General features: G+C 70.3%; 21 protein-coding genes. 12 read left to right on the top strand and 9 right to left on the bottom strand.

The annotated features are described in order from the left end of the window. Window positions 1-9: 9 nt before the first annotated feature. The 4 genes from CLV49_RS06675 to cobA all read right to left on the bottom strand — a co-directional run bounded on the left by CLV49_RS06675 (window position 10) and on the right by cobA (window position 3,517). Window positions 10-1,296: a molybdopterin molybdotransferase MoeA gene (locus tag CLV49_RS06675; RefSeq protein ID WP_106562842.1), complete on the bottom strand. Its 1,287-nt coding sequence runs from the start codon at window positions 1,294-1,296 to the stop codon at window positions 10-12. Further along, the gene (locus tag CLV49_RS06670) at window positions 1,293-1,538 is read right to left on the bottom strand and encodes a DUF6457 domain-containing protein (protein WP_208019863.1); all 246 of its coding nucleotides are present in this window, start codon (window positions 1,536-1,538) and stop codon (window positions 1,293-1,295) included. The genes CLV49_RS06675 and CLV49_RS06670 overlap by 4 nt, the downstream gene beginning before the upstream one ends. Continuing rightward, entirely contained in the window at window positions 1,528-2,181 is a 654-nt protein-coding gene (gene mobA, locus CLV49_RS06665; protein WP_106562841.1) for a molybdenum cofactor guanylyltransferase, read from the bottom strand. The genes CLV49_RS06670 and mobA overlap by 11 nt, the downstream gene beginning before the upstream one ends. Before the next feature lie 64 nt (window positions 2,182-2,245). After that, the gene (cobA, locus tag CLV49_RS06660) at window positions 2,246-3,517 is read right to left on the bottom strand and encodes a uroporphyrinogen-III C-methyltransferase (protein ID WP_106562840.1); all 1,272 of its coding nucleotides are present in this window, start codon (window positions 3,515-3,517) and stop codon (window positions 2,246-2,248) included. 178 nt (window positions 3,518-3,695) lie between these two features. On the opposite strand from cobA, the gene CLV49_RS06655 reads away from it, so the two are divergent. After that, window positions 3,696-4,007 carry a hypothetical protein gene (locus CLV49_RS06655; protein ID WP_106562839.1) on the top strand — a complete coding sequence of 104 codons (312 nt, stop codon included), beginning with the start codon at window positions 3,696-3,698 and terminating at the stop codon, window positions 4,005-4,007. A gap of 11 nt (window positions 4,008-4,018) precedes the next feature. Continuing rightward, window positions 4,019-6,436: a phosphoketolase family protein gene (locus tag CLV49_RS06650; RefSeq protein WP_208019817.1), complete on the top strand. Its 2,418-nt coding sequence runs from the start codon at window positions 4,019-4,021 to the stop codon at window positions 6,434-6,436. Here CLV49_RS06650 and CLV49_RS06645 read toward each other — a convergent pair. Beyond that, window positions 6,433-6,774, bottom strand: coding sequence for a winged helix-turn-helix transcriptional regulator (locus CLV49_RS06645; protein WP_106562838.1), 342 nt, complete (start codon window positions 6,772-6,774; stop codon window positions 6,433-6,435). The genes CLV49_RS06650 and CLV49_RS06645 overlap by 4 nt on opposite strands. 80 nt (window positions 6,775-6,854) lie before the next feature. Here CLV49_RS06645 and CLV49_RS06640 point away from each other — a divergent pair, with 80 nt between their 5' ends. Then, window positions 6,855-7,514: an FMN-dependent NADH-azoreductase gene (locus CLV49_RS06640; protein ID WP_106564930.1), complete on the top strand. Its 660-nt coding sequence runs from the start codon at window positions 6,855-6,857 to the stop codon at window positions 7,512-7,514. 115 nt (window positions 7,515-7,629) lie between these two features. Here CLV49_RS06640 and CLV49_RS06635 read toward each other — a convergent pair whose 3' ends face one another. Then, entirely contained in the window at window positions 7,630-9,159 is a 1,530-nt protein-coding gene (locus CLV49_RS06635; protein WP_158261923.1) for a glycoside hydrolase family 76 protein, read from the bottom strand. A gap of 249 nt (window positions 9,160-9,408) precedes the next feature. Between CLV49_RS06635 and CLV49_RS06630 the strand changes: the two genes are divergently transcribed. The 5 genes from CLV49_RS06630 (at window position 9,409) to CLV49_RS06610 (ending at window position 15,329) form a co-directional block, all read left to right on the top strand. After that, window positions 9,409-10,731: a glycoside hydrolase family 125 protein gene (locus CLV49_RS06630; RefSeq protein WP_106562836.1), complete on the top strand. Its 1,323-nt coding sequence runs from the start codon at window positions 9,409-9,411 to the stop codon at window positions 10,729-10,731. Continuing rightward, window positions 10,728-11,780 (top strand): carbohydrate ABC transporter permease, encoded by a 1,053-nt coding sequence (locus CLV49_RS06625; RefSeq protein WP_243696665.1) that lies wholly within the window; start codon window positions 10,728-10,730, stop codon window positions 11,778-11,780. The genes CLV49_RS06630 and CLV49_RS06625 overlap by 4 nt, the downstream gene beginning before the upstream one ends. Beyond that, window positions 11,777-12,784, top strand: coding sequence for a carbohydrate ABC transporter permease (locus tag CLV49_RS06620; protein ID WP_106562835.1), 1,008 nt, complete (start codon window positions 11,777-11,779; stop codon window positions 12,782-12,784). Before CLV49_RS06625 ends, CLV49_RS06620 begins: the two co-directional genes overlap by 4 nt. Window positions 12,785-12,875: 91 nt before the next feature. Further along, window positions 12,876-14,129, top strand: a complete 1,254-nt coding sequence (locus CLV49_RS06615) for an ABC transporter substrate-binding protein (protein ID WP_106562834.1) — start codon at window positions 12,876-12,878, stop codon at window positions 14,127-14,129. 102 nt (window positions 14,130-14,231) lie between these two features. Continuing rightward, window positions 14,232-15,329, top strand: a complete 1,098-nt coding sequence (locus CLV49_RS06610; RefSeq protein ID WP_106562833.1) for a glycoside hydrolase family 76 protein — start codon at window positions 14,232-14,234, stop codon at window positions 15,327-15,329. A gap of 97 nt (window positions 15,330-15,426) precedes the next feature. On the opposite strand, the gene CLV49_RS06605 is transcribed toward CLV49_RS06610, so the two are convergent. Beyond that, on the bottom strand, window positions 15,427-16,533 hold the full coding sequence (locus CLV49_RS06605) for a GntR family transcriptional regulator (protein WP_158261922.1): 1,107 nt from the start codon (window positions 16,531-16,533) through the stop codon (window positions 15,427-15,429). A 249-nt stretch (window positions 16,534-16,782) separates the two neighbouring features. On the opposite strand from CLV49_RS06605, the gene CLV49_RS06600 reads away from it, so the two are divergent. The 4 genes from CLV49_RS06600 (at window position 16,783) to treZ (ending at window position 22,940) form a co-directional block, all read left to right on the top strand. Continuing rightward, window positions 16,783-17,142: a PadR family transcriptional regulator gene (locus CLV49_RS06600; protein WP_106562831.1), complete on the top strand. Its 360-nt coding sequence runs from the start codon at window positions 16,783-16,785 to the stop codon at window positions 17,140-17,142. Next, complete coding sequence (locus CLV49_RS18305) at window positions 17,139-18,323, top strand: hypothetical protein (RefSeq protein ID WP_158261921.1); 1,185 nt, start codon at window positions 17,139-17,141, stop codon at window positions 18,321-18,323. The genes CLV49_RS06600 and CLV49_RS18305 overlap by 4 nt, the downstream gene beginning before the upstream one ends. A 175-nt stretch (window positions 18,324-18,498) precedes the next feature. After that, the gene (gene treY / locus CLV49_RS06590; RefSeq protein WP_106562829.1) at window positions 18,499-21,075 is read left to right on the top strand and encodes a malto-oligosyltrehalose synthase; all 2,577 of its coding nucleotides are present in this window, start codon (window positions 18,499-18,501) and stop codon (window positions 21,073-21,075) included. Then, complete coding sequence (treZ, locus tag CLV49_RS06585) at window positions 21,072-22,940, top strand: malto-oligosyltrehalose trehalohydrolase (RefSeq protein WP_106562828.1); 1,869 nt, start codon at window positions 21,072-21,074, stop codon at window positions 22,938-22,940. The genes treY and treZ overlap by 4 nt, the downstream gene beginning before the upstream one ends. Window positions 22,941-22,958: 18 nt before the next feature. Here treZ and CLV49_RS06580 read toward each other — a convergent pair whose 3' ends face one another. After that, window positions 22,959-23,540, bottom strand: coding sequence for a DinB family protein (locus CLV49_RS06580; protein WP_106562827.1), 582 nt, complete (start codon window positions 23,538-23,540; stop codon window positions 22,959-22,961). Between the two features lie 156 nt (window positions 23,541-23,696). Further along, window positions 23,697-24,926: an ROK family transcriptional regulator gene (locus CLV49_RS06575; RefSeq protein WP_106562826.1), complete on the bottom strand. Its 1,230-nt coding sequence runs from the start codon at window positions 24,924-24,926 to the stop codon at window positions 23,697-23,699. Window positions 24,927-25,057 lie beyond the last annotated feature (131 nt).

Below are 25,057 nucleotides of genomic sequence, written 5' to 3'. Positions count from 1 at the left end.
CGAGGCGCCTCACCAGGGCAGAGGCAGGGTCTCCACGGTCTCGTCGGCGGCGACGCCGCCCGGCGGCACGACCGCGACGGCCTCCGCCGATGCGAGCCCGCGGAGCATCGCCGAGTCCTGCCGCCCGAGCGCCAGCACGCGCGCCGGGCCCGCGGCATCGCCGCTGTCCGCCCTCACACACGCGACGAGGCGCGTGGATCGCGTCGGATTCGGCAGTGCGTCCGCCGCGACGGCCGTCCCGAGCGCGGGGAGGGGACGCCCGAGGGCCCCGGCGAGAAGCGGTCCGCCGAGAGCGACGAGGCACAGCAGCCCCGCCAGCGGATTGCCCGGAAGCCCCAAGACCACGCGGCCGTCGGGAAGCACCGCGAGCATCACCGGGTGCCCGGGTCGCACGGCGACCCCGTCGATGACGATGCGCGCACCCACCAGACCGAGCGCAGCCTGGAGATGATCGCCCGTGCCGTGCGCCGTGCCCCCGGTGGTCACGACGATGTCCGCCCGCGGGCCCCCGAGTCCGCCGATGGCCTCCTCGAGGGCGGCGACGGTGCCGTCGAGATCGTCCGGCACGGCACGCGCGGGCCCGGCCTCCGCTCCGAACGCGACGATGATGGGCGGAACGGACGGGCCGAACACGTCGCGCACCGAACCGGGCCTCGGCACACCCCGCCCGTGCACCTCGTCGCCCAGGGTGAGCGCGGCGACGCGGGGACGGGCGCGCACGCGCACGGCGTCGTGGCCGCCCGCCGCGAGGAGGGCGCACCGCGGGGGAGTGAGGAGGTCGCCGGAGCGCACGAGCACCTCGCCGCCCGCCGATTCCTCCCCGGCGCGACGGATGTGGGCCCCGGGGGAGGGAACCCGCGTGGCCCGGAGGAGTCCTCCGTCCGCGACGCCGTCCTCGCTGCGGAGCACCGCGTGGGTGCCGGCGGGCACAGGGCCGCCGGTCGTGAGGGGGCGCGCGGTCCCCGCGGCGAGGACGACGGGATCGGGCGCACTCCCCATCGGGATCGCGTCGCCGATCCGCCATGGACCGTCTCCGGGTCCGAGCGCCCACCCGTCCATCGCGGCGGAGTCGAAACCGGGGAGCGGCGCGAGAGCGCGGGCGACGTCCGTCGCCACGCGACCGGAGGCTGAGGTGATGTCGACGGTCTCGATGCGGACGGGCGCGGCCGCTCCGAGAGCCCACGCGATGCGGCGTGCCTCGTGCCAGTCCACACCCACCCCACGGTGCCCTCGACCCGCGGTGGCCGTCGCCGACGCCTCGTGAACGCGCCCGTCCACCGGTGAGAGCAGTGTCACGGCAGCTCCTCGGTGATGACGTCCGCGAGCCGTTCGAGCTCGGCGGGCGAGGCCGTTCCCCTCCCGAGCGCCAGCCCGAGGAGGAACGTCGTGAGCGGCGCGGCCGGCCTAGCGACCCCGTGGGCGGCGTCGCGGGCGAGGTCCAGGACGAGGGGTGTGTCGACGAGTTCGCGGGGAAGGTCGAGCACGGGGACGATGCGGTCGAGCCACGCGTCGATCGCGGCGGAGTCGTCAGGCGACACGCTCGACCCCCGCGGCTCCGTCGGGGAGCGAGAGTCCGAAGCGGCGCACGTCGTCCGGGGTGTCGACGTCGGCGCAGGACGCATGCGGCACCGTGATCGCCGCGAGAACGAGCGGGGAGAGGAGGGCGCGCACTGAGGCGCCGTCGATCGCCGGGAGCGCGTGGAGCGCCCGCTCGAGCGCCGTCGTGCGGTACAGGCCGAGGAGCGGTTGAACGCGCCCGCCCCCGTCTGCGGCGACGACACCGTCGACGGCGGCGGGGAATCGCGGGCGACCGAAGGCCGCGAGCAGGAGGGGAACGGCCGAGCCGACCTCCGGCAGGTCGCCGGCGAGAACGAGCGTCCACGGTTGGCCGTCGAGGGAGGCGAGGCCCGCCGCGATCGCCGCGACGGGGCCGCCGAAGCGCGGAGTCTCATCGACGTACCGCACGCGTGTCGCGCTCTGCGTGACCGTGCCACGGCCGACGATGACGGTGTCGACCGGTCCGGCGGCCAGGAGCGCGCGCTCGAGGAGGCTCGTGCCGTTCCCCTCGAGAGCGCACTTGTCGATTCCCCCGAGTCGGGATGCACGCCCGCCCGCGACGACGATCGCCTGTCGGTCCGGCCGTCGTTCCACGACAGGTTCCGGTTCGGGCTGTCGAGTCATCAGGTTCTCCGTCCGTCCGTACTCGACGCTAATCGCCCGCCGTTTCCGCACCGTTGCCCGGCCGTCACCGTCGTGTGTCCTCCGCCTCACGGGCCGCGGGGATCGCCGAGAGGTGGGCAGGAGCGAGGATGGGGTCGAGCAGCCCGAAGCGCGCCACCTCGCCGAAGACGATGACGGCGGGGTTCCGCACGCCGACGCGCGTGGCCGCGCCCACGATCGCCGAGAGCGGCGCGCGTGTGGACCGCTGCTCCGCCGTGGTGCCGTTCTCGACGATCGCGACGGGCAGGGCTTCGTCGACGCCGGAGGCGAGGGCGCGCTCGACGATGAGCGGCAGCGCGGCGACACCCATCAGCACGACGACGGTGGTGCGTCCGCCCCGCATGAGCGCGAGGGCGTCGTCGTCGACCGCCTCGTGTCCTGTGACGGTGAGGAAGCCGCGCGCGACGCCCCGGTGCGTCACGGGGATGCCGGCCGCCGCCGGGACGGCGAGCGCGCTCGAGATGCCGGGGACGACCTCCACGCGGATCCCGGCCTCGCGGCAGGCGACGAATTCCTCGCCACCGCGACCGAACACGAACGGGTCGCCGCCCTTGAGCCTCACCACGACGTCGCCGCGCGACGCCCGGTCGACGAGAATGCGGTTGATCTCCTCCTGCGGGACGGGGTGGTGGTGCGGCGTCTTCCCCACGTCGATGATCTCGACGCCCGGGGCGAGGTCGTCGAGCACCGTCCGCGGTCCCAGCCTGTCGGCGACCACGACGTCCGCCTGCGCGAGAGCCATCCGCGCTCGCACGGTGAGGAGATCGGGGTCGCCGGGGCCGCCGCCCACGAGGACGACCCGGCCATCGGCGGCGGACCCGCGACGGACGCGGCGCAGGTCGACGCCCCCCGTCGAGACGTGGTCTGCGAGGGCGTCGCAGATCGCGCGCGTCCGGCGGGGATCGGAGCCGTGCGCCGAGGAGACGCCGACGGTGACCTCGCCGGCCCGCGCGGTGGCGACGCTGCGCGCGCTCCCGTCGGTTCCGCTCCCCGCGTTGATGCACCAGATCCGGCGCTCGTCCGCCCAGCTCGCCACGAGGAGATCGACCGCTGGATCGCCCGTCGCGGTGTGCACGATCCAGGCTCCGTCGAGGTGGGTCGGCGACACGAACCCGTCGATCCAGGTGACGAGTCCGCCGTCGATGAGCGCTCGCAGCTCGACGTCCACGACCGGCGCCACGACGATCACGTCCGCGCCCTCGTCGACGTACGAGCGGGCGCGACGCGCGCTCACGCGGCCGCCACCCACGAAGACGACGCGACGCCCGCTCACGGCGAGGGAGAGGAGCGCGCTCACGCCGACACCCCGGCTGAATCGTGGTCTCGCCGTTGTCGGTCTGTCATGCGGTCACGGTACTCGTGGCGTGTTTCGGTCGGATGGCCGCGGTGTTTCGGGGTGGACCCGACCGCTACCCCGACGGTCGGACGACTGCAAGGCCGTGCGTGGTGTCGGTGGTCGTGCCTACCGTGGAGTCATGACTGATCAGAGCAGCACAGGACCGGAAGGCGTCGACCCGGAGCTCGCTCCCGAGGGGCTCGGCACGGGTGGCTTCGGAGACGAGGGGCTCGGCACCGACCTCGGTGACGACGATGCGCGTCCGAGTGAGGGGGCCGACCGCACCGACAGCGCGACCCCCGGTGGTGCCGGATCGGACGAGACCACGGGCGGCCACGGCCCCATGGTGAGCGATGCGGCGATCGACTGGTCGGCGTTCGAGGGCGGGTCGGCGCCCGCCGGAGTGCCCACCGAACCCGAGCCGACGGACGGCGACGCCCCCGCACCGTGACGAGCGACAGTGTGACGAACGACACCGTGACGAGCGACAGCGTGACCGCGAGCATCCCCCTGTCCACGGTCGACGCGTGGTGGCGTGCCGCCAACTACCTGAGCGTCGGACAGATCTACCTCATGGGCGACCCGCTGCTGCGGAAGCCGCTGGATCGCGAGGGCATCAAACCCCGTCTCCTCGGGCACTGGGGCACGTCGCCCGCGCTGAGCCTCGTGTACGCGCACCTCAACCGCGTCATCGTGGAGAAGGGCGTGCCCACGATTTACGTCTGCGGTCCGGGCCACGGTGGTCCCGCGATGGTCGCGAACACGTGGCTCGACGGCACCTACTCCGAGCTCTTCCCCGACGTCACGCCCGACGAGGCCGGCCTGCGACGCCTCGTGCGACAGTTCTCGTTCCCCGGCGGCATCCCGTCGCACGCGGCACCCGAGACACCAGGATCCATCAACGAGGGCGGGGAGCTCGGCTACTCCCTCATGCACGCCTACGGTGCGGCACTCGACAACCCCGGCCTCGTCGTGGCGTGCGTCATCGGCGACGGTGAAGCGGAGACGGGACCGCTCGCCACGAGTTGGTGGGGCAACGCGTTCCTCGATCCCCGCACCGACGGCGCGGTCCTTCCGATCCTGAACCTCAACGGCTACAAGATCGCGAACCCCACCCTGTTGGCCCGGATCCCCGAGGAGCAGCTCGTCGAGTTCTTCCACGGCCACGGCTACGAGCCGATCCTCGTGACCGGCGGCTTCGACGGCGAGGACCCGATGCGGGTCCACGAACGGATGGCGGCGGCCCTCGACGAGGCGTACGACCGCATCTGCCGCATCTGGACGAGTGCGCGCGACGCCGAGACGCTCGCCGACCGCACCACCGAGAAGCCCCCGGTGATCGTTCTCCGCACCCCGAAGGGGTGGACGGGGCCGGTCGAGGTCGACGGCGCGCCGGTGGAGAACACGTTCCACGCCCACCAGGTGCCGTTGTCGGGCGTGCGGGATGACCCCGACCACCTCGCCCAGCTCGAGAGGTGGCTGCGGTCATACCGCCCGGAGGAGCTCTTCGAGGCGGACGGCACACCCACGTCGGTCCTCGACGCGTTGCGGCCGGTCGGAGGCATGCGCATGAGCGCGAGCCTCCACACCAACGGGGGCACCGTCGCGCCGCTCGACCTCCCGGAGATCACCCCGCACGCCGTGCCGTCCGACCGCGAGGGCGGCGCCGACGTCGGTGCCACGGGCGTCTTCGGGGAGTGGCTCCGCCATGTGGTCGCCATGAACCCCAGCACCTTCCGTCTCTTCGGGCCGGACGAGGTCGCGTCCAACCGCCTCCAGGCCGTATTCGAGGAGACGGACAGGGCGTGGCAGCTGCCCACCCTCCCGACCGACGAGCACCTCGCCACCGACGGCCGTGTCATCGAGGCGCTCAGCGAGCACCTCATGCAGGGCATGCTCGAGGGCTACCTCCTCACCGGGCGTCACGGGCTCATCACGTCGTACGAGGCGTTCGTGCACATCGTCGACTCGATGTTCAACCAGCACGCCAAGTGGATCGAGTCGGCGTCGACGGTGCGGTGGCGGAAGCCCATCCCATCTCTCACGTACCTGTTGTCCTCCCACGTGTGGCGGCAGGACCACAACGGGTTCTCCCATCAGGACCCCGGCTTCCTGGGGGTCGTGGTCAACAAGAGCGCAGAGGTCGTCCGCGTGTACCTCCCGCCCGACGCCAACACCCTGCTCGTCACGATGGCGGACGTGTTCCGTACCGAGAACCGCGTCAACGTCGTGGTGGCGGGCAAGCAGGAGCAGCCGTCGTGGCTGTCGCTCGAGGAGGCCAGGGCCCACGTGGCGGCGGGCGCCTCCGCGTGGGACTGGGCGGGTACCGCCGCTCCGCTCGGTCTGCCCGGTGCCGAGGATCCGGACGTCGTCATCGCCTGCGCCGGCGACGTCCCCACGTTCGAGGCGATCGCCGCCGCGCAGCTCCTCCGGGAGCGCGTGCCCGAGCTGCGGGTGCGCGTGGTGAACGTGACCGACCTCATGAAGCTGCAGGATCCCGATCATCACCCGCACGGTCTGTCGGACGAGGACTTCGACGCCCTCTTCACGACCGACCGTCCCGTGATCTTCGCGTTCCACGGCTACCCGTCGCTCGTGCATCAGCTCACCTACCGCCGGACGAACCACGCGAACATCCACGTGCGCGGTTTCATCGAGAAGGGCACCACGACGACGCCGTTCGACATGGTGCATCTCAACGACCTCGACCGGTACCGCCTGGCACTGGACGTTCTGCACCGCGTGCCGGGGCTCGAGGCGAAGCCCGGAATGCGTCGACTCGCCGACGAGTGGAACCAGGCGCGCACCGAAGCCCGCGCGTATGCGTACGAGCACGGCGAGGATCCGAGCTGGATCACCGATCGGCGCTTCGAGCGCTAGCGCCCCTGGGGGGTCGGCAGGTTGACGCGCGCCCAGCCGCCGAGCTGCTCGAGGATGGGGAGGAGTTCGACGGCCTTGTCGGTGAGCTCGTAGGTGACGGAGACCGGCGGTCCCGGCGTCACGACGCGCGTCAGGAGATCGACCTCGGCGAGTTCGGTGAGGCGGTCGGAGAGCATCGCATCGCTGATACCGCCGACCGCACGACGGAGGGCCGCGAACGACAACGGGCCGCCGCCGAGGACGTCGATGATCATGCCGTTCCAGCGCTTGCCCAGGATGGAGAAGGCGAGTGTGACCGACGCGTCGCACGCGTGCGCATCATTGCTCGGGGTCGCCATCGCATCATTCTACCGTGCTAGCGTTATCTGAGTCGCTCTGAAAAACAGAGCGTATGATCTCGATTCGATTGGACTCCTCCGTGACCCTGTTCCGCCTCGATGCCAGCATCATGCCCCAGACCTCCGCGAGCCGCGAACTCGCGGATCTCGTGGAGAAGGAATGGACGGACGCGCACCCGACGTCCCCCGTCGTGCGCCGCGACCTCGCGGCCGACCCCATCCCGGCGACGGCGTGGCAGAACGCCGTGACCGGCGGATTCACGCCCGAGGAGAACCGCACGGATGCGCAGCGCGAGGCCCGTGCGCTCGCGACGACCCTCGCGGACGAACTCGTGAACGCGGACGCGATCCTCTTCGCCATCCCCCTGTACAACTACGGGGTCTCGCAGCACGTCAAGACGTGGTTCGACCTCGCGTACACGGACCCGCGGATCGACCCGCAGGGCACCGCCCTCCGCGGCAAGCCGGCGACTCTTGTGACGGTCCTCGGCGGCAACTACGCGGAGGGCTCGCCGAAGGCGGGCTGGGACCACTCGACGCCGTGGCTGCGTCGCGCGTTCGCCGACGTGTGGGGCCTCGATCTCCGCGTAGTGGAGCGTCCGTTCACCCTCGTGGGCGTGAACCCGGCGCTCGACCAGTTCACCGAGGTCGCCGCCGACCTCAAGGAGCAGGCCGAGGAGCACGCACGACGCTCCGGCAAGGAGATCGCCGACCGTCGCGGGCAGGGTTCCGCCGCCTGAAGCCCCGCGGAGCCGCGTCGAGGGCTGCAGATACCGAACGAGGGCGCCAGGTATAGCTGGCGCCCTCGCTCGGGAGTAGCCCTTTCGGGGTGGGGTGGGGTGGGGTGGGGCGGGGTCAGAGGGCGAGGGTGAGGCGGTCGAGGTTCAGGTAGTTCGAGCTTCCCGTGTCGTATGAGACGGTGATCGTGTTGTGGCCGGGGGTCAGCGTCACCGTGGTGGGGACACTCGCCCACTGGTCCCATCCCGAGGTGCCGGGGAAGGAGACGGACGTCGCCGACCCTCCGTCGACGATCACCGAACGGGTCGCGTCGCCCGCCCCGGCCGCGTAGCGCAGGTCGACCGTGTATGTGCCGCCGTCCACGACGTTCACGTGGAACACGACGCTCGTGCCGCTCGTGTTCCAGCCGGCGAGGTACCCGCGCCCGCTCTTCCCGGCCGCCGTGCTCTCCGAGTCGACGCCGTTGCGCACGGCGTTCTCGGCCTCGTACACGCCGGAGCCCTCGATCACGCCCGTGTAGCCGTCGGGTGACGCCTGCTGCAGCACCGCGACGGTCGCTGCGGCTGCGAGGCTCTGGAGAGCGGTGCTCGAGAGTTCCGGCGTGGGCGCCGTCCAGTCGTAGCCGCCGATGCCCGCGGAGTTCACGTGATTCGCCGCCTGCGTGGCGTTGTCGGTGAGGAACTGCTCGTACTGCGTCTGCCCGGCCTCATCGACGAGGTGGCGGATGTTGCGGGTGAGGATCGCCTTGAACCCGCCCGTGTCGTCGATGCCCTCGCGCAGGAGCGTGCCGGACGACGTCATGTTTGCGACGGCCCAGTCGACGGCGTCGGTCGCGTCGCTCAGGTAGGCGGCCGATCCGGTGTCGAGCCACAGCTCGAGCGCGGCTCCCGCGAAGTTGCCCTCGTTGTACGTCCAGTCCCAGTCGGTGTACTGACCGGTGCCGGCGACGTGGTCGCGCAGGTGTCCGGCGTTGTTGAAGTTGGCGTCGAGCCAGTCGTAGATCCTCACGGCCGTCGCCCGGTAGGTGGTGTCGCCCGTCGCGGCGTAGAGGCGCATCGCCGTGTACACCGCCGTGGCGTTCGTGGCCACGTTCTTCTCGTTGCGCGTGCCGTCACCCACGTCGATGTTCTTCCACCAGATGCCGCCGCCGTATGTCGTGTCCTCGTACGGCGCGATGAAGGCGAACATCTCCTCGGCCGCGGCGAGGTAGTCGGCGTCACCCGTGAGCTCGTAGGCGCGGATGCTGCCACGGGCCCACCACCCGATGTCGTCGTTCCAGTCGTTCTCGCGGAAGTCGGGATACTGCGCCTGGAAACCGGCGAACACGTCGTCGATGAGCGCGCGGGACTGCGCGTCGCCCGTGCGCTCGTAGCGGTCCATCACCATCTCCCAGAGCTGCGCCTCCCACCAGTAGTCGGTGTAGAGGCCGCCCTGAGGTCCGTGCGCGTGCTCCGCGTGGATCTGGTGGTCACTGTACGTGTAGAAGTAGTCGGCCGCGTCGTCCCAGTACACGTCGAGGAAGTCGTCGAACGCCTCCGTCGCCTGGGTGGATGTGAAGGCCGCGGCCGGCGCGGGCGCCTGGAGTGGCGCCACGAGCGCCGCTCCGGTGATCGCCGCGATGGCGAGCAGAGGGATCTTCTTCTTCATCGTTCCTCCTCGAACAATAAAAGTATATTGAATGCTCAGTGTGCTCCCGGGTGAACGAGATGTCAACGAATGCGCCGGAACGGGGCGGGCGGAGTCTGCTGTATCCGCGGCTATCGACGTGGAGATCGGACGGATGTCGAACGAATCTGACCTGATTGCTTGCTCAAACATATTTAACATGCACAATAGGAGGACGGCGATGCGGCCTCGAACGGTGGACCGCGAGCCCACTCGACGAGGAGGAACAGCGTGAGCACGACCGATGGTGACTGGATCCCCGACCTGGTGCGCGACGCGAGCGATGCCGTCGCCGAGCGGCTCGGCGAGCGCATCGCCGAGGTGTTCCGCCGGTGCTTCGCCGACACCCTCGAGGCCACGATGACGGCGCTGCCCGACGGCACCGTCTTCGTGCTCACGGGCGACATCCCCGCGATGTGGCTGCGCGACTCGACGACGCAGCTCGCCCCGTACCTTCACTTCGCGAGGGAGTACCCGGGTCTCGCCGACCTGCTCGTGGCGATCAACCGGCGCCAGCTCGACGACGTCGCCCACGACCCCTACGCGAACGCGTTCAACGCGGAGCCCAATGGTGCCGGCCATCAGGGCGACCTGACGGATTCCTCGCCCCGCATCTGGGAGCGGAAACACGAGATCGATTCCCTCTGCTACCCGTTGCGCCTCGCGAGCGACATCCACCGCGTCACCGGACGGACGGACCACCTCGACGAGCGCTTCGTGGACGGGGTCCGTCGGGTGATCGAGCTGTGGCGCATCGAGCAGGACCACGAGAACCGCTCGACATACCGCTTCGAGCGGCACGACGCCCCGCTGAGCGACACCCTCGTGCGCGAGGGGCGTGGGCCGCTCACGGCGCCGACGGGGATGTCGTGGTCGGCGTTCCGCCCGAGTGACGACGCGTGCGCCTACGGCTACAACGTGCCGGGCAACGCCTTCGCGGCGACGGTCCTCGAGGATGTCGAGCACCTCGCGAGCGACGTCTTGGGCGATGCGGATCTCGCAGCGGACGCCGCGGCCCTCCGCTCCGAGATCGAGGAGGGCATCAGGGCCCACGGCGTCGTCTCGACGCCCGGACACGGGGAGGTCTACGCCTACGAGGTCGACGGCCTCGGCGGGCGGCTGCTCATGGACGACGCGAACGTGCCGAGCCTGCTCTCGCTTCCCCTCATCGGCTGGTGCGCCTCCGACGACCCGCTCTACCTCGCGACGCGCGCGTTCATCCTGAGCCCCGACAACCCCACCTTCACCGAGGGCCTCGCGGCCCGCGGGCTGGGCAGCCCGCACACCCCCGATGGCTACATCTGGCCGATCGGCCTTGCGATCGAGGGGCTCACGAGCTCCGACCCCGACGAGAAGCGGCGCCTCATCGACACGATGCTCCGCACGGACGCCGGCACCGGAGTGATGCACGAGTCGTTCCACAAGGACGACCCGTCGCTCTTCACCCGGCCCTGGTTCTCGTGGGCGAACGCGATGTTCTGCGAGCTCGTGCTCGACGTGGCCGGGCTCCGCACCCTCGACCGCGACCCCGCGATCGCCGGGGGCGTCCGGTGAGCGTGCAGGCGACGACTCCGGGCGCTCTGCCGCCGGGGGCGCTGCCGGCGGACGTCGTCGAGTCTCCCTCCGCCGGGGCCGGGACACGCCGACGGCGCGACGCTGCGAACGGGAAGCGCCCGCCGCACCCGACCTCTCGCCAGATGCGGCGGAACGCGTGGATCTTCCTCGCCGTGCCGCTCGCCCTGTTCCTCGTGTTCATGCTGCTGCCGATGGTCATCGCCGCCGTCATCAGCTTCACGGACTACGCGATCGTGGGCGACACCGAGTGGGTGGGGCTCGAGAACTACACACGCATCTTCCAGGACTCGTTCTTCTGGATCTCGCTGCGCAACACCGCCTGGTACACGCTGCTCTACGTGCCGCTCGGCCTCGTGATCGCGCTCGGCTCCGCGATCCTCCTGAACCGCAGCCACCGGGCGGTGCGACTCTTCCGCACCCTCTTCTACATCCCCGTCGTCTCGTCCACCGTGGCGACCGCGACGATCTGGTACTGGCTGCTCAACCCGCAGAAGGGCCTGCTCAACGTGGCCCTCGGGTGGATCGGGATCGACGGCCCGGCGTGGCTCTACGACTCGCAGTGGGCGATGCCCGCGATCGTGCTCATGAGCGTCTGGGCCGGCTTCGGCGCCAACATGATCATCTTCCTCGGCGGGCTCCAGGGCGTGCCGGGCGACCTGTACGAGGCGGCGCGGCTCGACGGCGCGAACGCATGGCAGCAGTTCCGTTACGTGACCCTGCCATCGCTCTCGCGTACGACGTTCCTCGTGTCGACCCTCCTCATCATCGGGGCCTTCCAGGTCTTCGATCAGGCCTACGTCCTCACGAAGGGCGGGCCGGGGAACTCGACCGTCACGATGGTCTATTACATCTACAACAAGGGCTTCGGGGCCCTCGAGATGGGTTACGCGTCGGCGCTGTCCTTCGTGCTCTTCGTCATCATCCTGATCTTCTCGCTCGCGAACGCGCGACTGAGCAACCCGCGCAGCGATGCGGCCGACCGTCGTCGAGCGCGCCGCCATGACCGGAAGGCGGTGAGCGCGCGATGACCGCGATCGACTCGGAGAAGGTCCGCACGACCACGACCACGACCACGACCACGACCGGGGCGGGGGCGTCCGCCGCGGCCTCTGCTCGACGCACGCCCACGCCGACCCCGGTGTCCGAGATCCGTGCTCGCCGCCCGCAGAGCGCACGCTCCCGGATCGGGACGATCGTCTGGTACGTCGCCGTGACCGTTCTGAGCGTCATCACGATCGCTCCGCTCGTGTGGACGCTGTCGACCTCGCTCAAGCCGGCGACCGAGATCCTCGCGGGGGCGCTCAACCTCATCCCGTCGAACCCGACGCTCGACAACTACCTCTCGGTGTTCGAGGACGTGCCCTTCGGGCGGTACTTCGTGAACTCGCTCATCCTGGGCGGCGGCGGCGCGATCACGAACGTGTTCTTCGGCAGTCTCGGCGGCTACGCCCTCGCCAAGCTGCAGTTCCGCGGGCGGGCCGGGGTCTTCGCACTCTTCCTGTCGTCGCTCATGATCCCCGGGATCGTCACGATGATCCCCACGTTCCTCATCCTGCGCGGCTTCCCCCTCTTCGGCGGGAACGACCTCTTCGGCCAGGGCGGCCTCGGGCTCCTCAACACGTACGCGGCCGTCATCGTGCCGGGCGCAGCCGGGGCGTTCGCGGTGTTCTTCATGAAGCAGTTCTTCGAGACCCTCCCCGACGAACTCGGCGAGGCCGCGCGCATCGACGGTGCGAGCGAGTTCCGCATCTTCGCCCAGGTCTACTTCCCCCTCGCGAAGGCGGGCATGGCGGTGCTCGCGATCCTGAGCTTCCAGGCCGGGTGGAACAACTTCCTGTGGCCGCTCATCGTGCTGAACAACCCCGACATGATGACCGTCCAGGTGGGACTGTCCTCGTTCGTCACCAACTACGAGACGAGCTTCGGCCCGCTCATGGCCGGCACGGTCGTCGCGAGCCTGCCCGTCCTCGTCATCTTCATCGTCGCCCAGAGATACATCATCGAGGGCGTCGCGCACGCGGGGGGCAAATGAGCCTCCGCGCCCCTGCTTCCCCGTCATCCCCCACCCGATCCACCCCGCATTCCCGTACAGCACCAGCACCAGCACACCAAGGAGACATTCGATGAAGAAGATCACCACCATCGCCGGGATCGCCCTGGCCACAGCGAGCGTCGTGGCGCTCTCGGGCTGCGGCTCGAGCGGCGGCGACACCGCCGCGAACGGCGCAGAGAAGGTCGTCATGTGGGGCTCGTGGTCCGGCGAGCAGATCGACCAGCTCGAGGAGCAGGCGGCCGCGTTCAACGAATCGCAGGACGACTACGAGGTCTCCTACGTGGCGCAGGAACTCGTGGAGGAGAAGCTCCTCACGGCGCTCGCCGGTGGCGAGGTGCCCGACGTGGTCCTGTGGGACCGCTACCAGACCTCGCTCTATGCACCGAAGGGCGCGCTCGCCTCCATCGACGACTTCGTCGCGGAGGACTCCGTCGACCTCGACGCGTTCTACGCGCCGGCCCTCAGCGAGATGGAGGTGGACGGCGAGCTCTACGGGCTGCCCCTCCTCGTGGACAACCGCTCGCTCTTCTACAACCAGACGCAGCTCGACGAGGCCGGCATCGAGCCGCCCACCACGTGGGACGAGCTCAAGACGGCGGCCGTCGCGCTCACGGAGAAGAACGGCGGAACGCTCGAGCGGGCCGGTTTCGACATGAGCGACCCCGGCCTGTTCAACCAGTACCTCGCGCAGGCCGGCGGCTCGCTCCTCAACGAGGACGAGACGGCGACCGCCTTCAACAGCCCTGAGGGCCTCGAGGTGCTCGAGTTCTGGCAGGAGCTCCTCGACGAGGGAGTCTTCCAGCAGGGCTTCGGCGAGGGGGCGACCCCGTTCGCCGAGGGCACGATGAGCATGAAGTACGACGGACCGTGGGCCCTCTCGACGCTCGACCAGGTGGACGGTCTCGAGTACGGCGTCACCCCGCCCGTGGCCGGACCGAACGGCGACACCGGCGCCTACATGGGCGGCTTCGGACTCGTCATCCCCGAGGGCGCCAAGAACGCCGAGGGCGCGTGGGAGTTCATGAAGTGGTGGACGACGCAGCCGGAGAACGGCGTGAACTTCGGGAAGATCGCCGGCTGGATCCCGGCCAACATCGAGGCGGCGAACGACCCGTACTTCACCGAGGACCCGCACTACGCGGCGTTCATCGAGACCCTCGAGTACGCCGACGTGCGCCCGAGCGTCGAAGGCTTCTCCGACGTCGAGGGCAAGGCGCTCGTGCCCGCGCTCGAGCAGTTCATGGCCGGTGAGCTCACCGCGCAGCAGGCGCTCGACCAGGCGCAGGAGCAGGGCGACCAGATCCTCGCCGACGCGCGGGGCTGATCGACCTCGACGGCGGCCCGGGCTCGATGGGCGCGAGCCGAGAGCCCCGGGCCGCCGTCCGCCGCACAGCCACGCACCCCTTCCCCCTCGAACGGAGAACCCATGACCACCACCAGCACCGCCGTCACCCCGTCCACGACCGCCGCCGATTGGTCCGAGCGCGCCGACGTCGCCCAGCGCAGCCTCGACCACTACTTCGGAACGGCATGGCCGCAGTTCCTCGAGAACAGCCACCCCGCCGGGACAGGAGTGCCCGAGACGTTCAACTACTGGTGGCTCGCCCACGTGATGGACGCCCGGCTCGACGCGTTCGAGCGCACGGGCGACACCGCATGGCGGGACCAGGCGGAGGAGACGTACCGCAACATCGTCGAGCGGAACGGCGGTCAGCTGTTCAACGACTACTTCGACGACATGCTGTGGTTCGCGCTCGCGATCCTCCGGCTGCACCACGCGACGGGTGCCGACTCCTACCGGGAAGACGCCCTCGCGATCTGGGACCACGTGATCGCGGAGGGCTGGAACGACGCCGGGGGAGCGAGCCTCGCGTGGAGGAAGCAGCAGCTCGAGTACAAGAACACGCCGGCGAACGGTCCGCTCGTGATCCTCGCCCTGCGGCTCGAGCGCGACGTCCCGGAGGCGGTCCTGCAGGGTCGCGACCTGCGCGGCCACGCGACCACGGCGCTCGCGTGGCTCGAGCGCACCCTCGTCGGCCCCGACGGCTTCGTGGAGGACGGCGTCAACCGCGAGGGGGACGGCCGCGTCGACACGCAGTGGCGGTTCACCTACAACCAGGGGCTCTACATCGGGGCCGTGGTGGAGCTGGCCCGCAGCACGGGCGACCGTGCGCTGCTCGAGAGGGCCGTGCGCACGGCGCGGGTGGCGATCGCCGAGCTGAGCGACGGCTCCGTCTTCCGGGACGAGGGCGAGGGCGGAGACGAGGGGCTCTTCAAGGGGGTCTTCTACCGCTACCTCGGCGAGCTCGTCGACGAGCTCGGAGAGCCCGGTCGCGCCGAGTTCGACGACTTCGTGCGGCGCGGCACCGACCGGCTCTGGGAGACGGCGTTCGACGGCGAGTGGCTGCGGCCGGCGAACGACTGGTCGGAGCGGTCCGACGAGTCGATCCCCTACTCGACGCAGGTGAGCGCGATCATGGCGATCGAGCAGCGCGTGCGCGTCGAGCGGACCGCGACGGCCTGACACGCCACGACGGCCTCACACCCCACGACGGTCTGACACGCCACGACAGGGGCGAGACGCGAGGGGGCGTCTCGCCCCTGTCGGCCGGCCCCCGTCGTCAGTGGGCGGGCGGTGCGGCGGTCGAGGCGCCCTCGACGAGCTCCGTCGGCAGGAGGATGCGTTCGATCGAGCCGGGGGCGGCGATCTGCGCGCGCACGGCCTCGATGGCCCGCTCGCCGATCGTGGTCTGCTGCTGTCGCACGTGCGTGAAGCGGAAGAGGCCGGCGTCGAAGGCGGCGTCGGGGTGGTCGAAGCACACGACGGAGATGTCGGCGGGGATGCTCAGGCCGAGCCGCCGGCACGCCTCCCGCAGCAGCAGCGCGATGTTGTATTCGCCCGCGAGGTACGCGGTGATGTGGGGATGCGCCGCGACGAACTCCTGGAGGCGCTCGATGTCCTGCTCGGCGCTCGTCGTGCTGCCGGGGATCGTGGAGTCGAGCGTGCGCAGCTCGGCGGTGTCGTCGAGGGTGTGGTGGAACGCGGCGTGCGCGTGCACCCAGCCGTTCCGGCGCTCCTCGCTCGAGGACACGTGGCTCGCGGCGCTCAGGAAGCCGACGGCCTCGTGGCCGAGTTCGAAGAGGTGTCCCGTCGCGCTCATCGCGCCGGAGAGGTTGTCGGAGCGCACGGCGGAGACCGGGATGCCGTCGAAGACCCGGTCGAGGATCACGAGGGGGAACTGCTTCGTCACGAGTTCGAGGGCGGCGGGCGGGATGAACTCCGAGGAGCTCGGCTGGAGCACGAGGCCGGCGACGCCCGAGTCGATGAGGGAGCGGATGCTCGCGTCCTCGAGGTCGTGGTCGCCCATCGACCGCATGAGGATCACGGGGTCGTCGACGCCGGCCCCGGAGAGCAGTCCCTCGACGACGCGGCTGCCGAAGGTGTCGTCGAAGTTCGTGACGACGCAGCCGATGAGGGGGCGCGTGCGCTGCACGGCGGGAGGTGTCGCCGCGCCCGTCGGCGTCGCGCTCGTCACGAAGGTGCCGAGACGGGGGCGGCGCACGATGAGCCCGTCGGTGCGGAGCAGGTCGAGCGCGCGCTTCACCGTGATCGAGCTGACCGAGTACTCCTCCGACAGCTCCGCCTCGCTCGGCAGCTTGTCCCCCACGGCGTGATCGCCGTCGATGATGCGTTTCCGCAGGGCGTCGTACACCTGGCGATAGAGCACGTGCGCCTCCGTTCCGGCGGTCTCGGCGGCCCCGATCGCGGGGCTTCGAATGAATATATTGAATCTACATCGCCCGTGGATGGCGCATCGCCGTCGTGGCGATCGCCAGGGGGCTAGTCCCGATCGAGGGCTACACCTGGGAGTGGCGCCCTCAAGGCTCAATTGCCGCCCTCAATCGCCGGGACGCGCCGCTGTCGTGTTCCTCGCGGTACTGTGCAGTGCGTGGTACTGTCCATTCCAGGAGGCACCATGGACACCACCCAATTGCTCAAAGGAGTCCTCGACGCCGCGGTCCTCGCGGTGATCGAGCAGGACGACGGCTACGGCTACGACGTGGTCCGCCGGCTGCGCACGGCCGGGCTCGACGACGTCGGCGAGGCGTCCGTCTACGGCACCCTGCGTCGCCTGTACGCCGCGGGCGCGCTCACCACCTACGTGGTGCCGTCCGACGGTGGACCGCACCGCAAGTACTACGGCATCAACCGGGAGGGCCGCGAGATGCTCGCATCGCAACGCGCCGCCTGGGCCGAATTCTCGGCCACTCTCACCCGCGTGATCGACGGCCCGCCCGCCGCCGACGCCCTCCCCACGATCGGAGTTTCACGATGACGTTCACCGGTACCCGCGGCGACACCCTCGACGGCGACGGCGACGGCGTCGCGGCCGCGGACGACGAGGTCGTCGCCTTCGCGGCCGCGGTCCGTTCCCACCTGGACGACCTGCCGGCCGACGACGTCGAGGACCTCGTCGACGGGCTCGAGGCCGACCTCTTCGATCGGCGGGAGGACTCGGACGAGCCCCTCGGAGACGCCCGCGCATATGCGGACGAGCTCCGCGCCGCGGCGGGACTGCCTCCTCGGCGCGAGCATGCGAGCGGGGAATGGTTCGGAGCGTACAAGCGGCTGGGGCGGAAAACCTCGGCGTGGGTGCGCGAGCAGCGGGACAACCCGGTCGTGGCGAGGACGCTCGACTTCCTCCTTGCGCTCCGTCCCGTGTGGTGGGTGCTGCGTGGCTGGGCGGTGTTCCGGCTGACCATCGGGATGAATGCGAGCGGCGACGTGCCGGACACCGCGGCCGGTTGGGGTCTGCTCGGGGTGTTCGTCGTGGCGAGCGTTCAGTGGGGGCGTGGCCGCTGGATGCCGTGGCCCTGGATGCGGATCGCGAAGACCATCGTGAGTGGTGTCGTCATTCTGGCCCTTCCCTTCATGATCGCCGCACCCGTCCGTGCTCTCGCGATCGGGACGCAGTACTCGTACAGCGTGGAGCAGGTGCCGATGGAGCAGCTGAGCGCCAACGGAATGTCCGTCACCAATGTGTTCGCGTACGACTGCGCAGGGAATCCGATCTCGGGAGTGCAGCTCTTCGACCAGGACGGGAACCCGCTCGAGGCCGGCGAGGCCGGTTCTGACGACTGGTTCATCACATACGACGAGGAGGGGAACGAGACGGCGGTGGTGCCCAACCCGGACACCAATCCCGGTTCCGGATGGAACGTCTTCCCGCTGTTCGACGCCCGATTCGGTCCCGGGGACGTCCGCCCCGATCCGGCCACGTTCGAGCAGGCGGCGTTCCCCTTCGTCGCAGTGCAGCCCCTCGCAGACTCCGGCGACACGTGCAGCACGATCGAGAACGGCTCGAGCGCGGACGAGTCGAACGCGGACGAGTCGAACGCGGACGAGCCGAACGCGGACGGCTCGAACACGGACGAGCCGAATTCGGCCGAGCCCACGAGCTCGGCCGAGCCCACGAGCCCGGCCGAGCCCACGAGCTCGACCGACGGCACCAATTAGCTGTCGAGGGCGCCACCTCTATGTGGCGCCCTCGCTCGGGAGTAGGGCCTTCGGGAAGCGGACGGGTCGGGCGGGCGTGCGCAAGTCCCTCCGCGAGTGGGGCGTGAGCGGCAGTATGGGACGTGCATCCGCTCCGCTGCGGTGAGCACACCCTCTCGACCTCCCGAGGAGACCCATGCCCCGCCCCGTTCCGCAGAAGACGCCGATCTCGACGTACCGGCTCCAGATCCACGAGGGATTCGACCTCACGCAGGCCGCCGAGGTCACCGACTACATCGCGTCGCTCGGCGCCGACTGGGTGTACCTCTCGCCCATCCTCCAGGCCGAGAAGGGCTCGACCCACGGCTACGACGTGACCGACCACTCCCGGGTCGACCCGGAGCGCGGCGGTGAGGGGGCGTTCCGCGCGCTCTCCACGTCGGCCCGCTCGCACGGTCTCGGCGTGCTCGTCGACATCGTGCCGAACCACGTGGGTGTCGCCACGCCCGTGCAGAGCGTGTGGTGGTGGGACGTATTGGAGAAGGGGCGCGACTCCCGCTACGCCGAGGCCTTCGACGTCGACTGGGACTTCGGGAACGGCAAGCTCCGCATCCCCGTGCTCGGCGACGACGACCCCGCGGACGCCGGTGGGGAGCTCGGCAAGCTCGAGCTCAAGACCACCGCCGACGGCGCGCTGCGCCTTTTCTACTACGACACCGAGTACCCCGTGGCCGAGGGCACGGCTCCGGACGGCGCCGACTCCGATCCCGTGCGGGTGCACGCGGCGCAGTCGTACGAGCTCGTCAACTGGCGTCGGGCGGACGCGGAACTGAACTACCGCCGCTTCTTCGCCGTCAACACGCTCGCCGCCATCCGCGTCGAGGTGCCGTGGGTGTTCGCGGAGTCTCACGAGACGATCGTCGGGTGGATCCGCGACGGCCTCGCCGACGGCCTGCGCGCCGACCACCCGGACGGATTGCGCGACCCGGGCGCCTACCTCGACGCCCTCGCCGAGGCGACCGGCGGCGCCTACGTGCTCATCGAGAAGATCCTCGCCCGCCACCGCGGTGTCGCCGAGCGCATGCCGGCTCACTGGCAGACCGACGGAACGACGGGCTACGACGCCCTCGCGACGATCGACCGCGTGTTCGTGGACCCGGCGGGGGAGCAGGCCCTCGACGCCCTCGACACGCGCCTCCGCGGCACCGATCCCGTGGTGTGGGCCGACATGATCCACGACGGCAAGCGTGAGGTGACCGACGGCATCCTCGGCTCCGAAGTCGCCCGCCTCGCCCGCGAGGTCGCCCCGCTCCTCGACGCCGATGCCGGCGGCGGATCGGGCGCCGACGCGCACGAGGCGATCGCGGAGCTCCTCGCGTGCTTCCCCGTCTACCGCTCCTACCTCGCCGCGCCCGTCGAGGGCGAGACGCCGACCGAGACGTACTCGGATGGGATCGACGACCTCTACACGGCCGCCGACTCGGCGCGCCGCCGTCGCCCGGAGCTCGCCGACGCGATCGACGCCCTCGTCCCCGTCCTCTCCGACCCCACGACCGACGTCGCGAAGCGCTTCCAGCAGACGTCCGGCATGGTCATGGCGAAGGGCGTCGAGGACCGCTCGTTCTACCGGTGGACGCGGCTCACGACCCTCACCGAGGTGGGTGCTGAGCCCGACGAGTTCGCGGTGGACGTCGCCGAGTTCCACGCGCGTCAGGCCGATCGGCTCGAGAACCTGCCGCTCAGCATGACGACCCTCTCCACCCACGACACGAAGCGCAGCGAGGACGTGCGCGCGCGCATCAGCGTGCTCGCCGAGATACCCGACGAGTGGACGCAGGCGCTCGACGCGCTGCGCGAGGCCGTCGGCACGAGCGACGGGCCGTTCGACAACCTCCTGGCCCAGGCGATCGTCGGCTCGTGGCCGACCGCCGCCGTGCTCGCGGACGAGACGGCGCTCGCCGAGTACCGGAAACGCCTCCACGCCTACGCCGAGAAGGCGTCGCGCGAGGCCGAGACGTCGACGGCGTGGACCGCGGCCGACGAGGAGTACGAGAAGACGATGCACGCCTTCGTCGACGCGACCCTTGACGACGCCGGTGCCCGGGGCGTCGTGGAGCGCATCGTCGAGCGTGTCCTCGGCGCCGGTCGCAGCAACTCGCTCGGCGTGAAGCTGCTCCAGATCACCGGGCCGGGCGTTCCCGACGTGTACCAGGGCAGCGAGCTGTGGGACCTGTCGCTCGTGGACCCCGACAACCGACGCCCCGTGGACTACGCGGAGCGTCGTGCGATCCTCGCCGCGATCGACGACGGCGAGGTGCCGGCGATCGACGACTCGGGAGCCGCCAAGCTGCTCGTGACCGCCTCCACACTGCGGCTCCGCCGCGACCGCTCCGACCTGTTCGGCTCCTACACGCCGCTCGACGTGGAGGGGTCCGCTGCGGATCACCTCGTCGCCGTCGCGTACGGTGACGGCGGATCCGGCGCCATCGCGCTCGCGACGCGGCTCCCGCTCGGTCTCGCCGAGCGCGGCGGCTGGGGCGACACCACGGTGACGATCCCGGCGGGTTCCTACGTCGACGTGCTCACCGGTCGCGGCGTCGACGGCATAGAGGAGGTCGCGCAACTGCTCGACCTGCTGCCCGTCGCGCTGCTCGCGCCCGTGCCGGACGACGACACGAGCGACGACTCGGACTCGAGCGACGAGACCCTCGACGAGACCGGATCCGATCCCGCCTCCCACAGCTCCTCCACCCAGAAGGCAGACCACTCATGACCCGACCCATCCTCGACGTGTGGGCGCCGAAGGCCCAGTCCGTCACCCTCCAGCTCGACGGCGCGCGCCTGCCGATGCGCGCCGACGGCGACGGCTGGTGGACGCCCGAGACGCCCGTCGTCCCCGGTCCGGAGGGGCACGACTACGGCTATCTCCTCGACGACGCCACCACGCCGGTCCCCGACCCGCGGTCGCGCCGGCAGCCCGAGGGCGTTCACGGCCTCAGCCGTACCGACGACCCGCTCGCGTGGGAGTGGAGCGACACGTCGTGGACGGGACGTCAGCTCGCAGGCGCCGTCATCTATGAGATGCACGTGGGCACGTTCACCCCGCAGGGCACGCTCGACTCCGCGATCACGCGCCTCGACCACCTCGTCGAGCTCGGGATCGACGCCGTCGAGGTGCTGCCCGTGAACGCCTTCAACGGAACCCACAACTGGGGTTACGACGGCGTGCTCTGGTACGCCGTGCAGGAGACCTACGGAGGGCCCGACGCCTACCGCCGCTTCGTGGAGGCCTGCCACGAGCGCGGGCTCGCCGTGATCCAGGACGTGGTCTACAACCACCTCGGACCGAGCGGCAACTACCTGCCGCAGTTCGCCCCGTACCTGCACGAGGGCAAGGCCAACACGTGGGGCTCGTCCCTCAACCTCGACGAGGAGCACTCGGACGAGGTCCGTCGTTACGTCGTCGACAACGTGCTCATGTGGCTACGCGACTTCCACGTGGACGGGCTTCGGCTCGACGCGGTGCACGCCCTCGTCGATCACCGGGCCGTGCACATCCTCGAGGAGATCGCCGAGGAGGTCGACGCTCTCTCAGCGCACCTGGGTCGTCCGCTCACCCTCATCGCCGAGTCCGACCTCAACGACCCGCGCCTCATCCGGTCGCGCGAGGCCCACGGCTACGGGCTCACGGCGCAGTGGAGCGACGACTTCCACCACGCCGTTCACGTGGCCGTGTCGGGCGAGACCACCGGTTACTACGAGGACTTCGAGCCGCTCTCCGCCCTCGGGCACGTGCTCGAGCGCGGCTTCTTCCACGCCCGGTCGCATTCGTCGTTCCGTGGCCGCGACCACGGTCGACCGATCGACCTCGAGCGGACCCCCGCCTGGAAGCTCGTCGTCTTCAACCAGGACCACGACCAGATCGGGAACCGAGCGACGGGCGACAGGCTCGCGGAGACGGTGGACCCGGGCGGCCTCGCGATCGCCGCCGTGCTCACCCTCACCGCCCCGTTCACGCCGATGCTTTTCATGGGCGAGGAGTGGGCGGCGTCGACGCCGTGGCAGTTCTTCACCTCCCACCCCGAGCCCGAACTCGGGAAGGCCACGGCCGAGGGGCGCATCGCCGAGTTCGAGAAGATGGGCTGGGACCCGGACGTCGTGCCGGACCCGCAGGACCCGGAGACGTTCACGCGGTCGAAGCTCGACTGGTCGGAGCCCTACCCGAGCGAGGGGGCGCTTCCGCTCGACGCCGACGGCGAGACGCTGCACCCGGACGAGGCCCAGGTGTCGGATGCGTCGTTCGCGCATGTCGCCGGCCACACGATGCGGCAGCAGGACACCGCGCATACGCGCATGCTCGAGCTCTATCGCGCTCTCATCGCGCTGCGTAAGGCGCGTCCCGAACTCACGGATCCGCGACTCGCCCGCACGTCCGTGGAGGTGGACGAGGGCGCACGCACTCTCGTCATCCACCGGGGCGCCGAGCCGGGTGACCTGACCATCGTCGTGAACCTCGGCGAGTCCACGGCGACACTCGACGTCACCGGACGTGTGCTCGTCTCCACCGACGGGACCACGGGCGTCGCCCGAGGCGCCTTCGAGCTGGGCGGGCGTGCCGCGGCGATCCTCACGCGCTAGTCACGTTCGAGGCGGCCGTCACCGGAAGGTGGCGGCCGCCTTCTCGATCCGCTCGCGATGCGCCGCCCAGTTCTCGGCCGTACGCCCGGCGATGTTCGGATCACCCGCGCCGTTGCCGAGAGCGCCGTCGAGCAGCTCGCGGAGGATGTCCGCATGCCCCGCGTGACGCGCGGTCTCCACGCACATGTGCACGAGGATCTGCTGCAAGGTGACCGTGGCCCGGTCGGCCGGCCACCACGGCACGCGGCCGGTGGCGTCGAGCGGGAGCTCCTCGATCGTGGCGTCGCTGACGCGGGCCGAGTAGTGGTGCAGCTCCACGACGCTCTCGCGGCTCTCATGCTCCGTGACCCACATGTCGGACTCGGGCTCGGCGTCGTCGGCCATCCACGGCAGCGATCGGGTCGGTCGATCGAAGACGACGCCGAAGTAGTCGAGCTCGCAACTCGCGACGTGTTTCACGAGCCCGAGCAGATTCGTCCCCGACGGCGTCAGCGGACGGCGCACGTCGTAGTCGGAGAGGCCGTCGAGCTTCGCGAGCAGGTCGCGGCGCCTGACGCGGAGGTAGGAGAGCAGGACCGTCTTGTCCGACGTGGTGTCCATGGGGACGGCGGGGAGGACGTTCGGGGGTGAAGTGACCGCGGTGGCCGGTCCGCCGGTTGCATCGTCAGTCATGCTGCGAGTATGCCCGCGACCTCCGACACCCGCCAGGGGCGTCAGCGTTCGTCGTGCGCGACGGCGGCCGTCGCCTCGGTCCGCTCAGCGGCGAGAAGGGAAGCGGCCGGACTCGAGCGAGCGATCGAGCGTCGACGGTTCGAGCACCTCGTCGATGACACGCATCGCTGCCCCGCGGACACCGGCCGACTCGCCGAGAGCCGTGACGATCAGCTGGAGGTCCTCACTGGAACGAGGGAGCGCCGATTGGTAGAGCCCCTCCCGGATGCCTGCGAACAGGACGGACTCGGCCCCCGTGAGATAGCCCCAGGTCGAGATGACGGCAGGATTCAGGAGGTTGACGATCGTCGAGAGGGCCTCCCCGATGCGGCGGCCCGCCTCTCGGACGGCGAGCAGTGCCTCGGGCTGGCCGACGTTGACCAGGCGGATCACATCCGAGACGTGGGTGATGTCGAACCCGGCAGCCTGGAGCTGCTTCACGAGCGCCCCTCCGCCCGCGACGGCGTCGAGGCAGCCGATCCCGCCGCACGTGCACGGTTCGACCGATCCAGCGACCTTGAGGTGTCCGAGCGCCCCCGCTGCGTTCCCGACACCGCGGATGGGGGTATCGTTCACCACGATGGCGGCATCGATGAGGGTGCCGAGCTTGACGCACACGAAGACCTCGACGTCCGGCCAGGTCGTGCGCCGCTCGGCCAGGGCGAGGAGATTGACGTCGAGGTCGACGAAGGCCGGCGCGTCGTACCGGCGCGACAACTCGTCGATGATTCCGGAGTCGTCCCAATCCGCGCCGGTGACGCCGAGCGAGCGCGAGTAGCTCAGCATCTCGATGGAACTCGGCATCCCGAGGCCGATGCCGACGACCGCAGACGGCTCGCGACCGAGCTCGCCGAGGATGTCGTCGTAGGCCGCGATCATGTCGGCTGTGAGTCGAGCGGGTCCGAGTCGGAGATCGACGTCGATGTAACGCGAACCGAGGATCTCTCCGGCCAGGTCGGTGACCGCGAGTCGGCAGCCCGTCATCCCGAGTTGCGCAGCGAGGAGGGCGGCGCTCGAGGGATCGAAGACGTACGAGGTGGCCGGTCTTCCCCGTGCTCCGTTCGCCGGGGCCTTCGCGACCACGAGCCCCGCGTCCACGAGGGCCTGGAGGCGCACCATGACTGTGGAGCGGGATGCGCCGAGACCAGCCGCCATCTCGGAGACCGTCGCGGTCTGTGCCGAGCGGATGAGGCCGAGCAGGTGGCCCGCCCCGTCCGCGCGCGCGGAGGGAAGGACCCGTGTCGTCGTGAGGGGCGCGGGTTGACTGTGGGTCATGGCTCCCTTCCTGGTCGGCGTCTCGGAGTGTCCCTTGGATTATGCCCGAATCATCGGAAGGAGGCGTCTATTCATTCAGAATAGATCATCTTTTCGTTGACAGCCAACATAAAGCGTCTTACGCTCATCAC

It is taken from the genome of Labedella gwakjiensis (genome assembly GCF_003014675.1).
Lineage (GTDB): Bacteria > Actinomycetota > Actinomycetes > Actinomycetales > Microbacteriaceae > Labedella > Labedella gwakjiensis.
Note: the sequence above shows the minus strand (reverse complement) of the source record. Positions and strands in the feature narration are given on the sequence as shown.